The 14,169-nt window shown below is 43.5% G+C and carries 10 protein-coding genes; 8 read left to right on the top strand and 2 right to left on the bottom strand.

Annotated elements, in window-relative coordinates; genetic code table 11:
* Positions 1-176 precede the first annotated feature (176 nt).
* The 8 genes from WH223_RS03330 (at position 177) to WH223_RS03295 (ending at position 13,165) form a co-directional block, all read left to right on the top strand.
* Entirely contained in the window at positions 177-626 is a 450-nt protein-coding gene (locus WH223_RS03330) for a MarR family winged helix-turn-helix transcriptional regulator (RefSeq protein WP_340046111.1), read from the top strand.
* Between the two features lie 32 nt (positions 627-658).
* The gene (locus WH223_RS03325; protein ID WP_340046110.1) at positions 659-3,085 is read left to right on the top strand and encodes a 3-hydroxyacyl-CoA dehydrogenase/enoyl-CoA hydratase family protein; all 2,427 of its coding nucleotides are present in this window, start codon (positions 659-661) and stop codon (positions 3,083-3,085) included.
* Between the two features lie 104 nt (positions 3,086-3,189).
* Complete coding sequence (locus tag WH223_RS03320) at positions 3,190-4,365, top strand: acetyl-CoA C-acyltransferase (protein ID WP_340046109.1); 1,176 nt, start codon at positions 3,190-3,192, stop codon at positions 4,363-4,365.
* Between the two features lie 74 nt (positions 4,366-4,439).
* The gene (locus WH223_RS03315; RefSeq protein WP_340046108.1) at positions 4,440-6,227 is read left to right on the top strand and encodes an acyl-CoA dehydrogenase family protein; all 1,788 of its coding nucleotides are present in this window, start codon (positions 4,440-4,442) and stop codon (positions 6,225-6,227) included.
* A gap of 382 nt (positions 6,228-6,609) precedes the next feature.
* The gene (locus WH223_RS03310; protein ID WP_340046107.1) at positions 6,610-9,291 is read left to right on the top strand and encodes a TonB-dependent receptor; all 2,682 of its coding nucleotides are present in this window, start codon (positions 6,610-6,612) and stop codon (positions 9,289-9,291) included.
* 260 nt (positions 9,292-9,551) lie between these two features.
* Positions 9,552-10,985, top strand: a complete 1,434-nt coding sequence (locus WH223_RS03305) for a phytoene desaturase family protein (protein ID WP_340046106.1) — start codon at positions 9,552-9,554, stop codon at positions 10,983-10,985.
* A 4-nt stretch (positions 10,986-10,989) separates the two neighbouring features.
* A complete protein-coding gene (locus tag WH223_RS03300; protein ID WP_340046105.1) occupies positions 10,990-11,910 on the top strand; it encodes a TIGR01777 family oxidoreductase in 921 nt (306 codons plus the stop codon).
* A gap of 4 nt (positions 11,911-11,914) precedes the next feature.
* Positions 11,915-13,165: a YeiH family protein gene (locus WH223_RS03295; RefSeq protein WP_340046104.1), complete on the top strand. Its 1,251-nt coding sequence runs from the start codon at positions 11,915-11,917 to the stop codon at positions 13,163-13,165.
* 30 nt (positions 13,166-13,195) lie between these two features.
* Here WH223_RS03295 and WH223_RS03290 read toward each other — a convergent pair whose 3' ends face one another.
* Together WH223_RS03290 and WH223_RS03285 are read right to left on the bottom strand one after the other, a co-directional pair.
* A complete protein-coding gene (locus WH223_RS03290) occupies positions 13,196-13,435 on the bottom strand; it encodes a DUF3820 family protein (RefSeq protein ID WP_340046103.1) in 240 nt (79 codons plus the stop codon).
* Positions 13,416-14,168, bottom strand: a complete 753-nt coding sequence (locus tag WH223_RS03285; protein WP_340046102.1) for a glycosyltransferase family 2 protein — start codon at positions 14,166-14,168, stop codon at positions 13,416-13,418. Before WH223_RS03285 ends, WH223_RS03290 begins: the two co-directional genes overlap by 20 nt.
* Position 14,169 lies beyond the last annotated feature (1 nt).

Here is a 14,169-nt window from a genome sequence, read left to right as displayed (position 1 = left end):
TTCACTGAAAATAAATGCTTAAAGTTTTCCACAAACAACCCAAAAAGAGCAACAACAAAGAAAATGAGTGAGCAATCACCTTATGTCATAAAATTATCCTAAATTTCTAAAAGGGTTTTTATTTTCAGTTCCAATACTGTATATTTGTTATGCTTGCATAGTAAACGTGTAACATTATGAACCAACAACACACCATAGATTATTTTTTAAAAACGAGCTGGCAAACCGTAGCGAACAAGTACAATACGATTGCTAGTCAACATGGCTTTACACAAGCCGCAGGTTATATTTTAATAAACATCCACAAAGAAGGAACTTCCGTTTCTCAAATAGCAAATTCTACTGGCGTAAAAACAACCTCCCTGTCTAGGGTGTTAAGTAACCTAGAGTCTTTAGGTTTTATTTATCGCGAGACGAATAGCTCCGATAAGCGCTCTGTAAAAGTATACTTAACAGAATTAGGTAAGGAAAAACGCAAAGTAGCGAAAGATGTTGTCCGTGAATTCAATGAATACATGGAAGCACAATTAACGGAAAAAGAAAAGGAACAGCTCATCAAGTCCTTACAGAAGATTAATGAGTTAGCACAAGCTTATGCCCCAAATAATGAGGCTGTAGCCGTTTAGTAAGAACCTTATAAAGTGATAAATCTATTGATATGAATAGAAATATTAAAAAAGTCGCTGTCTTAGGATCCGGTGTTATGGGATCAAGGATAGCCTGTCATTTTGCAAACATTGGGGTCGAAGTACTCTTGTTAGACATTGCACCACGCGAACTACTCCCTGCTGAAGAGGCCAAGGGACTAAGCCTACAGCATCCTGCTGTACGGAACCGCATCGTCAACAGCTCGTTGGAAAACGCACTCAAGACAAACCCTTCCCCGATTTACAGCAAAAGCTACATCTCCCGTATCAAAACAGGAAATTTTGAAGATAACATGAAAGATATTGCCCACTATGATTGGGTGATTGAAGTTGTCGTCGAACGCTTAGAGATTAAGCAATCTGTTTTTGAACAGGTGGAGCAGCACCGCAAAGCGGGTACATTGATTACCTCGAATACATCAGGTATCCCAATCCATTTAATGACCGAGGGTAGATCTGATGATTTCAAAGCCCATTTCTGTGGCACACATTTTTTCAATCCACCGCGCTACTTAGAGCTTCTGGAAATCATTCCTACAAAAGATACCGACCAAGAGGTTATCGATTTCCTCATTCACTTTGGAGATACGATGCTCGGCAAAACGGTCGTTTTATGTAAAGATACGCCAGCATTTATTGGCAACCGAATCGGGGTCTACTCGATGCTCGCACTAACGCATTTAGTAGAGCAAATGGGTCTTTCTGTTGAGGAAATTGACAAATATACAGGCCCAGCAATGGGACACCCCAAGTCGGCAACCTTCCGTACGGCAGACGTCGTTGGGCTAGACACTCTCGTCAATGTAGCTAATGGACTCGTTCAAAATGCACCCAATGATGAGGCTAAAGCCGTGTTCACCCTCCCAGAATACCTAAACAAAATGGTAGCTAACAAGTGGCTCGGCGAGAAGACCAAACAAGGCTTCTATAAAAAAGAGAAAGATGCACAGGGTAACACCGTCATTCTATCACTTGACCTTAAAACCCTCGAATACAAAGAGCAGCAAAAGATAAAATCAGCGACTTTAGAAGCGACAAAACCTATTGAGGATATTCGCAAACGTATGAAAGTGTACGAAAAAGGAACAGATAAAGCCGGTATATTATTCCGTGCCATGCACTATCCTTTGTTCGAATATGTAGCCAACCGTGTACCAGAAATTACAGACGACTTCTACCGCATCGATGATGCCATGCGTGCTGGTTTTGGCTGGGAAATCGGACCATTCCAAGTGTGGGATGCCTTAGGTGTTCGCGAGACTATCGCTAAAATTGAAGCTGAAGAGAAAAGACTTCCTGGACAAACGGGCGTTGTAGCCCCTTGGGTTCATGAAATGCTGGATGCCGGCAATGAATCGTTCTACAAAATTGTAGATGGCGTACAACATTATTACGACATCAAGTCAAAAACATATAAAGCAATTCCGGGTACCGAAGACCTTATCGTCTTAGATCATATCCGCGCCAACAAAACCATCTGGAAAAACTCTGGTGTTACCATTACGGATCTTGGCGATGGCATCATCAACTGTGAGTTCCACACCAAGATGAATACTATCGGCGGCGATGTGATACAAGGAATAAATAAAGCTATAGACCTCGCAGAAAAAGAATATCGTGGTCTCGTTATTAGCAATGATGGCAAGAACTTCTCCGCAGGAGCCAACATCGGCATGATTTTCATGATGGCAGCAGAACAAGATTATGAAGAATTAAACATTGCCATACGCATGTTCCAAAACACGTCTATGCGCATTCGCTATTCTGCGATTCCGGTAGTCGTTGCTCCATTCCAACTGGCTTTGGGCGGTGGCTGCGAGTTCTCTATGCATGCCGATTTCGTTCAGCTACATGCGGAAACATACATGGGCTTAGTCGAGTTTGGTGTCGGCGTCATCCCTGGTGGTGGTGGTTCCAAAGAGTTTGCGCTTCGTGCTTCTGATGAGTTCAAAGCAGACCAGATCACGCAAAACACACTCCGTGACCGCTTCTTGACCGTTGGGCAAGCGAAAGTATCTACCTCCGCGGTAGAGGCCGCAGAACTGGGCTATCTACAGCCTGGTAAGTATGCCGTAACGATGAATCGGAAACGCTTACTGCTGGATGCCAAAAATAAAGCCTTGGCTTTAGCAAATGCAGGCTATGTGCAGCCAGCACCACGCAACAACATCAAGGTATTGGGCAATCAAGGCTTGGGTATTGTATATGTTGGCGCTTCATCTATGCGTGCTGGGAACTATATATCCGATCACGACAAGAAAATATCTGAGAAACTAGGCTGGGTCTTATGCGGAGGAAACCTATCAGCACCAACGGAGGTGTCTGAGCAATACCTCTTAGACCTAGAACGCAAAGCTTTCTTAGAGCTCGCTGCCGAACGGAAAACCTTAGAGCGCATTCAACATATGCTCACCAAAGGTAAACCGCTAAGAAATTAGCCTGTCTAGCAAGACAGAAAAAGGAGTCGATAAACAGGAATACAAACGAAACCGAGGACAATAGTTTTAAAACAAAACAGATTCTCGATCAATAGTAGAAAAAAATGGAAGCATACATCATAGCAGGATATCGTACCGCCGTCGGCAAAGCCCCAAGAGGCGCTTTCCGCTTCATGCGGGCTGATGATTTGGCCGCAGACGTGATTAAACACCTCGTCTCCACCGTTCCCAACCTTGACGTTGAACAGATTGACGATGTCATTGTCGGCAATGCCATGCCCGAAGCTGAGCAAGGCCTTAATGTTGGCCGCCTGATTTCCCTTATGGGGCTCAACACGGATAAAGTACCTGGCGTTACGGTAAACCGTTACTGTGCATCAGGCTTAGAAACCATTGCCACAGCTGTTGCGAAGATTAAAGCAGGTATGGCTGACTGCATCATTGCGGGTGGCGTTGAGGTCATGTCGGGCATGCCTTTTGGCGGATGGAAAATTGTACCCAACCCCGTTGTAGCAAAAGAAAATCCAGATTGGTACTGGGGCATGGGCCTAACGGCCGAAGCCGTAGCCAAGGAGTATAATGTTTCACGTGCAGACCAAGATGCTTTCGCATTACGCTCGCACGAAAAAGCAATCGCTGCTCAACAAAACGGACATCTTAATGCGGGCATCGTACCGATTAAGGTTACCGAGAACTATTTAAAAGACAATAAAATCGCACAACGCGAATATACTGTAGACCGTGATGAAGGCCCTCGTGCTGACACCACAGCGGAAGCTCTAGGCCGCCTGAGACCTGTTTTTGCTGCCGATGGCTGCATCACTGCGGGAAACTCTTCTCAGACATCTGACGGAGCAGCTTTCGTTTTAGTTGTTTCAGAGAAAAAACTGAAAGAGCTAAATGTAAAACCTATTGCTCGCTTGGTGAGCTATGCTGTAGCAGGCGTACCTCCACGCATCATGGGTATCGGTCCTATTTATGCCATTCCGAAAGCATTGGAGCAAGCTAATCTTAAAAAAGAAGATATCAACCTTATTGAGCTAAACGAAGCTTTTGCTTCCCAATCTTTAGCGGTTATCCGCGAATTAGGGCTTGATGAATCTAAGGTGAACATCAATGGAGGCGCTATAGCTTTAGGCCACCCCCTAGGTTGTACTGGAGCTAAATTAACGGTACAAATTTTAAACGACTTGCAACGTCGTAAAGAGCGGTATGGAATGGTTACCATGTGCGTGGGCACAGGCCAGGGTGCGGCAGGCATATTTGAACTATTAGACTAAAAGTCTACAATCAGAAACGCAGTTTTAATCTTGCTGAACGCGAAAATAGACGCTTCAGCACAAAATAAAAAAAGATGGAAGCACACAAAAAAACAATCAAAGGTGGCGAATTTGTAATTCGCGAAACAGCATATACAGACATTTTCATCCCTGAAGAATTTGATGAAGAGGCGAAGATGATTCGACAAACTTGTCAGGACTTCCTAGATAGCGAAGTCTTAAACAAGCTAGATAAAATCGATGCCCAAGAGGAAGGATTGATGCAGAGCTTGCTAGACAAAGCAGGTGAGCTCGGTATTCTTGGCGTTTCTATTCCAGAGGAATATGGTGGCTTCGGAAAAAACTTTAACACCTCCATGCTTGTTGCAGAAGCTGTAGGCGGTGGTTTCTCCTTTGCCGTAGCCCTTTCGGCACACACTGGAATCGGTACACTACCTATTCTGTATTATGGAAATGACGAGCAAAAGGCTAAATACATCCCTAAATTAGCAAGTGGCGAGTGGAAAGCATCCTACTGTCTAACAGAACCTAATGCGGGATCTGACGCAAACTCCGGAAGAACAGCCGCTAAGCTTAATGCTGAAGGCACACATTACCATATCACAGGACAAAAAATGTGGATCACCAATGGAGGTTTCGCCGATGTGTTTATCGTATTCGCTAAAATTGATGATGACAAAAAATTAACCGCATTTATCGTAGAGAAAGATTTTGGTGGCATCACCATGAATCCTGAGGAGCATAAACTTGGTATCAAAGGGTCGTCTACGCGTCAAATCTTCTTTAATGACTGTCCAGTACCAGTAGAAAACATGCTTTCCACAAGAGAGAATGGTTTCAAAATAGCGGTAAACATCTTAAATATAGGACGTATTAAATTGGGTGCTGCGACTATAGGTTCTTCAAGAGCTGTTATTTCGCAAGCTGTAAAGTATGCGAACGAACGTGTTCAGTTCAACCTTCCTATTTCAAAATTTGGTGCTATTCGCTATAAATTAGCTGAAATGGCGACCCGCATATTCGCTAACGAATCGGCTGCCTATCGCGCCGGACAAAATATTGATGACGCCTACGATTCTTTACTTGCAGGAGGCATGGAGCAATCGCAGGCAAAACTAAAATCTGTAGAGCAATTTGCAATAGAATGTGCCATCATTAAAGTATGGTGTTCCGAAATGCTTGACTATGTTGTTGACGAAGGTCTTCAAATCTATGGTGGTATGGGCTATTCAGCGGAAGCTCCAATGGAACGCGCTTACCGTGACTCCCGTATTAACCGCATCTTTGAAGGTACAAACGAGGTCAACAGACTATTAATAGTCGACCTATTGTTAAAACGTGCCTTAAAAGGAGAAATTGACCTGATGGGACCAGCTACAGCAGTAGCTAACGAACTGATGGCAATTCCTGATTTCGGAGATGAGGATGAGTCACCATTCGCAGCAGAAAAGAAAATTATAGCCAACTTGAAAAAAGCAGGCCTACTTGTAGCCGGTGCCGCAGTGCAGAAACTAATGGCTTCGCTATCTAAGGAAGAAGAAATCCTAATGAACATTGCTGATGTCATTGGCTCTGTTTATGTGGCTGAGTCAGCGCTCCTACGTGCAGAGAAGCTTAGCCATGTTAAAGGCGAAGCCGCATCAGCTTTACACCTAGACATGGCACGTGTATATTTATACAGTACCATCGATAAGGTGCATGTTGCAGCTAAGGAAGCTCTATATTCTTTCGCCGAAGGTGATGAATTAAAAATGATGTTGGTTGGTATTCGTCGTTTTACAAAAGCTGAACCTTTCAATGTAAAAGAAGCTAGACAGCGTATCGCTAAAAAACTTATTGACGATAATAAATACAACTTCTAAGCCGAAGTACAGACGTCAATAACTTAAAATGTTTTCAAATTTGGGGAATTCTTCAAATTTGAAAACATTTTTTTTATGCTAAAAACCGCCATTAAGCACCAATAAACATCGATTCATCTTTTTTTTTAAAAAAAAGAATACAAAATCTATAAAAATAGTAGACTATTTAATTTTTGTTTATATATTTGTAATGTATTCGTTTTCAATAGTTGTTGAATACGGAGTCTATTTAACTATTTATTGGATGGCAAGTATGAAACACAACGACAAGACTGAACCTGATTTGAGCGCCTTCCGGCACTCTACTTTGATTAATACTCGCTATGCGCAACTGCGTGAGCGAATGCGTGGCTAAATCTCTCCCCCCAATACATATATAACGATGGGGAAGCTCTGCTTCCCCATTAAATTAAAAGTGATTCAAGCTTTCAATTGGCGTTGGCACTTGTATTTAGCACTATTAATCAACCTCAAATATATCAAAAAAAACACACTACTTTACCTTTCGCTTACGCTCGGCTCCGCCAGTTTAAGCATCCCTCGTGCTGAAGCACAAATAGAAACCAAACCGATAATCAATGCCTCACTAACAGGGACCATCATTGATGCCATTAGCAAAGAACCTTTAGAAGGAGTTACTGTCCAGCTAGAAGCGGTGACACACCAGGTTAGAACAGATAGAGAAGGTTTTTTTCAATTTGTAACCGGACAAAAGCTTCCGTTTACATTAATTGTTACACGCATAGGTTACCAAACACAGAAGATTGTTGCACAAACTTCTCCCATTCAAATTCAATTGCAACCAGCCATTGAATCATTAGACCAAGTTTATGTAACATCACGTAGACGTAAAGAACAACTACAAGATATTCCTATTCCCATTTCTATTGTTCGCGGCTCGGCCATAGAAGATGCTGGAGCTTTCAATGTCAATCGCTTAAAAGAGCTTGTTCCAACCGTGCAGCTATATGCTTCAAACGCGCGTAACACAACGCTCAACATTCGCGGACTAGGCTCTACTTATGGACTGACGAATGACGGGATTGACCCTGGTGTAGGCTTTTACCTCGATGGTGTCTACATTGCCAGACCAGCAGCAACATGGCTCGATTTTATCGACATCGAGCAAATCGAAGTACTGCGGGGACCACAAGGAACACTATTTGGTAAAAACACCACGGCAGGTGCTTTCAACGTCACGACAAGGCTACCGCAGTTTAAACCTGAAGCAAACTTAGAAGTAAGCTATGGAAACTACGGATTTATACAAGCCAAGTCATCCATCACAGGACCGATAGCCAAAAACCTAGCCGCTCGCATCTCCTTCTCCGGCACCCAACGCGACGGAAACTTATTTAACGTACACACCAATAGAAATATTAATAACACCAACAACTTAGGCTTCCGCGGACAGTTATTATTTACACCGACAGAAGATATCAAAATTGTCGTAGCAGGTGATGTAAGCAAGCAACATCCGGATGGCTATGGCTGGGGCGTAGCAGGTGTCGTGCAAACGCTAAGACCAGCATACCGCCAGTTTGATGCCATCATCAAGGATTTAAACTACGAGATACCTTATAAAAGTGCCTTTGAACGAAAAATCGACCTAGACACACAATCTAAAGCCGACAATGAGCTAGGCGGGGCTTCCGTAAATGCCGATATTAAAATTGGTAATGGAACGCTAACCTCAACATCAGCATGGCGTCATTGGAAGTGGGTACCCCTCAATGATAGAGATTATATAGGCCTTCCAGTATTCACCATATCCGCCGGTAATTCTAAGCACGACCAATGGTCGCAAGAGTTCCGCTACTCGGGTAAGATTAGTGAGACAGTAAGTGGCGTTGTCGGTTTATTTGGGTTATGGCAAAACTTAAGTACAGACCCTGTGCATACAGAAGAGGGAGGCTCCGCACTATGGCGCTTTGCACAAACATCAACCAGCGCTTTATGGAAAACACCAGGGCTGTTTGACAACTTCGGTATCCGTACTGAATATGGTATCAAAAGCACCAGTTTAGCCGCTTATACGCAAATTGATTGGTCAATAACCCCCAAACTTCACGTGTTGCCAGGCTTACGCTACAACTATGATAAAAAAGTAGCCAACTATGACCGTAAGCGTTATGGAGGACTACAAACCACCGACCCTGCGCTACTGGCACTAAAAAATGCTATTTATACAGACCAAGCTTTTGACACCGATGCGTCGGCAGACAATTTCTCCGGGCAGCTATCTGTTCAATATCGCTTCTCGCCGAAGGTGAATGCTTTTGCAACCTATGCACTAAGCTACAAACCAGTAGGAATTAACGTAGGTGGACTACCAACGGCAAATGGAGAAGTATTACTCGACCTAGCACGTGTAAAACCGGAAGCTGTACGTCATAAAGAATTAGGCTTAAAATCAAGCCCTACTAAAGGTGCAATATTAAATCTGACAGTGTACCAAACGGACATTAAAGATTATCAAACACAAGTGCAAACACCAGACCCTGGCGTAAACCGTGGCTACCTAGCCAATGCGGAGAAAGTACGTGTGCAAGGTATTGAATTAGACGGAAGCATCAGCTTCAGCAGCTTCTTCAGAGTCAATGCTGCCGTAGCCTATACCGATGCGAAATATAAGAAATTCACCAACGCTCCTGTCCCTCTGGAAGAAGTAGGTGGGCCACAAGCCTTTAAAGATATATCTGGCGGCGAGCTACCTGGTGTTTCTAAATGGGCAGGCTCCCTGGGTGCAGAAGTCAGCCAACCCGGTAAATTCCTGGGCTTAGGCGGGAAATACTTCTTAGCAGCAGATGCTTTTTCAAGGTCTAAATTTTCGTCAAGCCCATCGCCTTCAGCATTCTTAAACATCGATGGATACAGCTTAGTGAATGCCCGTCTCGGCTTTAATGCAAGCAATGGCTTGGGTGTTTTTGTATGGAGCAGAAACCTTACGAATAAGGATTATTATGAGCAGCTATTGGCTGCTCCAGGAAGCTACGGACAGTATGCCGGCATTGTAGCGGACCCACGTACCTATGGCGTAACCTTACGCTATAGCTGGAAATAAAAATAAAATGGAATAAAATAAATAGCAACCTAGCAGCATGAACAACTGCACTCATCTGTTTCCCAATTGAAGCTGACAGGGTATTATACCCTGTCACTTCTTTTTAAAGCAATAGTATAGCCCTTTAAAATCCCAATCACACGACCTAGAAAGGCCACTTAATTTTGGTATCTTTAACCAGCGATACTTCAAAACCACGCCGCTGCTCGCTAGACATCACTTTAGCGTGCACGCATTAAAGAATCAAAAACAAAAACCGATTGAAAGCATACGACGCCATCATAGTAGGCGCTGGCCCAAACGGCCTTGCCGCAGCGATTACCATGCAACAGCAAGGGTTATCTACCTTACTTATTGAGGGTGCTGATACGATAGGCGGAGGTATGCGTAGTAAAGAGCTTATTTGGCCTGGCTATACCCACGACATCTGCTCGGCCATACATCCGATGGCTATGGCGTCACCATTTTTACGATCCATCCCATTAGCGAAATTCGGTTTACGCTTTGTACACGCCCCTATCGCTGCCGCCCATCCTTTAGCAAATGGAGAAGCAGCTTTACTTTTTCAAGACGTCGCCGAAACAGCGGATCAGCTTGGTAAGGACGCAAAAACATATCGTCATCTAATACAACCTATTGTGGATAATTGGGAGCATTTGGCCTTAGCCACAATGGGGCCATTACGCTTTCCGCAGCATCCGTTTCAGTTAGCCTCTTTTGGACTTAAAGCACTTCCTCCTGCAGACTGGATAGCGAAGCTGTTCAAAACTACAAAAGGGAAAGCGCTATGGGGCGGCATGGCTGCCCATGGCCTACAGCCCCTCTCCAACTGGACAACTGCAGCTATCGGACTTGTGCTGATGGCCGTCGGCAATCGCTACGGGTGGCCGATTCCAGTAGGTGGATCCCAATCTATTGCGGATGCCCTAGCGGCATACTACACCAGCTTGGGTGGTGAAATCCGTCTCCATCATTGGGTTGATGATATCGGCAAGCTTCCGCCACATAAAGTTGCGGTATTAGATATGACACCGAAGCAACTTTTACAGCTTAAAGGGACAAACTTATCAAATAGCTATCAACGACAACTTCAGCGGTTTCGTTATGGCATGGGTGTATTTAAAGTAGACTATATTCTCAGCGAACCGGTTCCTTTTCAAAATAAGCAAACAAGACAAGCTGCGACCGTACATCTAGGCAACACCTACGCAGAGGTTGCTCATGGTGAACAGGAAACACAACGGGGTAAACATGTCGAAAAACCATTTGTCCTCTTTGCACAGCCTTCTGTCTTTGATGATAGCCGCGCTCCCCTAGGAGAGCATACCGGCTGGGCCTATTGTCATGTTCCAAACGGTTCTTCTGTGGATATGACGCAATATATCGACAACCAAATAGAACGATTCGCTCCAGGCTTCAAAGACTGTATTCGCGCAAAGGTGAGCATGAACGCCTTAGACATGGAAGCCTATAACCCGAATTATGTGGGCGGCGATATTAATGGGGGAATTATGGACATTAGGCAGCTATACACTAGGCCAACCCTATCGCTAAGCCCTTATCGCACGGCGAATTCATCGATCTACTTATGCTCATCATCGACACCTCCCGGAGGAGGGGTACATGGCATGTGTGGGTTTCATGCTGCGAAAATCGCATTAAAAGATCACTTCAATAAAACTGTAACTTTATAAAGACATGAAAAAAATTGTTTTGGCTGGCGGATCAGGACAACTAGGAGAACTTCTCGTTCAAGCTTTTGCGAAAAAAAATATACAATGTGTGATTTTAACACGACAAACTACGGCATCAACAGATCCAGCCATCTGTTATGTGTATTGGGATGGCGTGCAAATCGGGGATTGGAAAGAAGAACTTGAAGATGCTGATGTTTTAATTAACCTTAGCGGAAAAAGTATACAGTGTCGTTTTAACAAAGAAAATAAAAGAAAGCTGGAGACCTCTAGGGTGCAGCCCACACAGCTATTAGGTCAAGCATTAATGGGCCTTAAAAATCCGCCACGATTATGGATAAACTTCTCAGGCATATCCATTTTTGGAGGTAAGGACGGTATTCATGATGAATCAAGCCTTGATTTTGGAGATGATTTTCTGGCTAACCTAACCAAGATCTGGGAAAAAACATTTACAACGGTAACAGCGCCAGCACAAACACACAAGGTCATCCTACGCGTAAGCCCCGTCTTAATGAACAACTCAGGCATGTTTGCTTCCCTCAAGCCTATCGTAAAATGGGGCCTTGGCGGGCAGGTTGCTAATGGAAAACAATATGTCAGCTGGATTCACCAACGTGATTTTGTGAAACTTGTTTTATGGATTATAAAGCAGGAAAATCCAGCGCCAATCTATCATGCTTGTAGCCCTTACCCTGTGAGTAACGCACTATTCATGAAAGCTTTTCGTCAAAATTTAAACCAACCTATAGGCCTTCCATTACCAACCATTATGGCCAAGGTCGGTGCTATCGTCAAAGGAGTAGATAGCAGCCTGCTGCTACAATCTGTTGCGGCATCGACGAAAGCATCCTTAGATGAAGGCTTTAAATTTAAATATCCGTATATTCAGCAAGCAATACAACAATTACTAAAATCAACCTAAACCAATGTCATCTAAACCGTTTTCATTAACTGAAGACTGGGTTGTCGTTATCCTAGGCCTGGCAACGATATTCCTAGCCCTTTCGGGATTAATCATCCCCAAACCAACCTTCAGTTGGACGAACCTCAACGAACTACAAACCAATGTGCTGGCATCACACAACCTAAAAGCTATCTTAAGCCAATTCGCGTTGGTATTTAGCACAGCCTTCTTAGGAGCCATTTTGCTAAAGAAGCCTATCCGAGCTTTAATCATTGTTTTTCCAACGCTCTACCTCTTGAGTCTACTTGCTTTAATCCTCGCGGGCAACGCACTGATTAAAAGCTATAATCTCGAAGCCGTAATCTTCAGTTTAACAATAGGCTTGCTTATTGGCAACCTATTCAAGCTTCCCGACTGGTTCAAGTCAGCATTGAGCACCGAGCTTTATGTCAAAATTGGCTTAGTAATACTCGGCACGACCGTGATTTTCGGTGATATCCTCAAAGCGGGTTCTCTAGGACTCATACAGGCCCTCGTCGTTGTACTATCCGTTTGGTATTTTGCCTTCTGGCTATGTAAAAAAATGAATATCGACAAAGAGATGAGCCTAATGCTTTCTAGTGCGGTATCTATTTGTGGTGTTTCGGCAGCCATTGCTACGGCTGGCGCCATACAAGGAGACAATAAGAAACTATCCTATGTTATTTCTTTAGTCCTAATTACAGCAATCCCCATGATGATATTTATGCCATACATGGCTGCATGGATGGGTCTGTCGCAAGAAGTAACTGGAGCTTGGCTAGGCGGAAGTATTGACACAACAGGCGCTGTTGTGGCCTCGGGATCACTCGTTGGAGAAGAAGCCTTAAAAATAAGTACCATTGTTAAGTTCTCACAGAATGTGTTACTCGGTATTGCGGCATTTGCCATTAGTATCTACTGGACCTATACAAAGTCGAAAAGCGCGGAGAGCACGGAGAAACCTACCTTACGTATTATATGGGCTCGTTTTCCAAAATTTGTACTGGGTTTTATCTTTGCGTCCTTACTATTCTCTTTTTTTGTCTCTCCAGGAAAAATTGAAGAGGTGAAAGAAGGCTTGAAAAGTATTCAAGGATTATGGTTTACGCTGGCATTTACGTCCAGCGGATTGGAAACAAATTTTAGAGATTTGTTTAAACATAACAACAAAAAACCACTCTACGCTTTTGTTATTGCACAAACGTTCAATGTGATTATCACATTGATTATTGCGGTGCTCCTATTCAACTAAATAAAAAAGCCCTAACCGCTTTTTAAGTGATTAGGGCTTTTTTATTAATGGCTTCAACAAATATTCAAGACCATTTAGTTTTATCTCATACAGCGTTCCCAGCTGCATACCTAGCTTCCCCGCCGGAAATCCCTTCGCGTGATACCATACCAAATAAGGCTCGGGCAAATTGCAAAGCAACCAACCTTGATATTTGCCGAAAGGCATTTTTGTATTAGCCAATTCAACCAGAATATTCGGGTTTAGCAAATTAGTCTCTTGTTTTGCCATTCTTCAATCGATATAAAAATAAACGAACAGCGATAACGCCGTGATTAATTAAGTTTGGAACGAAACCATAGTGCTTTCTAAAAATCGCATACCGCTCTTTCAAGCTCTCTCGATGCCTTTGCTGCGACATTCCTCCGACCAAGTATTTAGCCACATACTGCTTCACATTAACAATATGCTCTGCTTTCTTGGTTGCGCGAATAACCCAATCCACATCAGCACTCAATTTATACTTCGTATCATAAGGTTCAGCAAGGCTACGCTTAACATAGATGGCCTGATGACAAACGCTCATCCCATACTTGAAGGAGGTCCAATCGAATTTCTCCGGCACCGTATGGCGGCGGTCACCAAGGATCTCACGATCTTCGTCAACCAGCTTGGTTTCACCATAATAAATATCGGCATTCTCCGCACTGGTAAATACCTTTTCTAAGGTCATGTCTTCATAAAGCTCATCACCAGAGTTCAAGAACAACACATAATCACCTGTGGCGAGGGCCAACCCTTTATTCATAGCATCGTAAATGCCTTTATCCTTCTCCGAAACAAGAATAGAAATCTCCTCCCGATATTCGTCAATAACGTCTAAGGTTCCATCGGTAGACAAACCGTCGATGACAATATATTCAATATTCGGATACGTCTGTTTCATCACAGATCGAATCGTGTACTCAATATCTCGGACATTGTTGTACACAATGGTAATAATAGAAACTTTAGGGACAACCACG

The sequence above is a fragment of the Sphingobacterium sp. MYb382 genome (assembly GCF_037572665.1).
Classification (GTDB): domain Bacteria; phylum Bacteroidota; class Bacteroidia; order Sphingobacteriales; family Sphingobacteriaceae; genus Sphingobacterium.
This window is presented reverse-complemented; position numbering and strand designations above follow the sequence as displayed.

Coding starts and splice junctions, on each gene's coding strand:
- WH223_RS03330 (WP_340046111.1), top strand. CDS start 177: ATGAACCAACAACACACCATAGATTATTTTTTAAAAACGAGCTGGCAA.
- WH223_RS03325 (WP_340046110.1), top strand. CDS start 659: ATGAATAGAAATATTAAAAAAGTCGCTGTCTTAGGATCCGGTGTTATG.
- WH223_RS03320 (WP_340046109.1), top strand. CDS start 3,190: ATGGAAGCATACATCATAGCAGGATATCGTACCGCCGTCGGCAAAGCC.
- WH223_RS03315 (WP_340046108.1), top strand. CDS start 4,440: ATGGAAGCACACAAAAAAACAATCAAAGGTGGCGAATTTGTAATTCGC.
- WH223_RS03310 (WP_340046107.1), top strand. CDS start 6,610: ATGGGGAAGCTCTGCTTCCCCATTAAATTAAAAGTGATTCAAGCTTTC.
- WH223_RS03300 (WP_340046105.1), top strand. CDS start 10,990: ATGAAAAAAATTGTTTTGGCTGGCGGATCAGGACAACTAGGAGAACTT.
- WH223_RS03295 (WP_340046104.1), top strand. CDS start 11,915: ATGTCATCTAAACCGTTTTCATTAACTGAAGACTGGGTTGTCGTTATC.
- WH223_RS03290 (WP_340046103.1), bottom strand. CDS start 13,435: ATGGCAAAACAAGAGACTAATTTGCTAAACCCGAATATTCTGGTTGAA.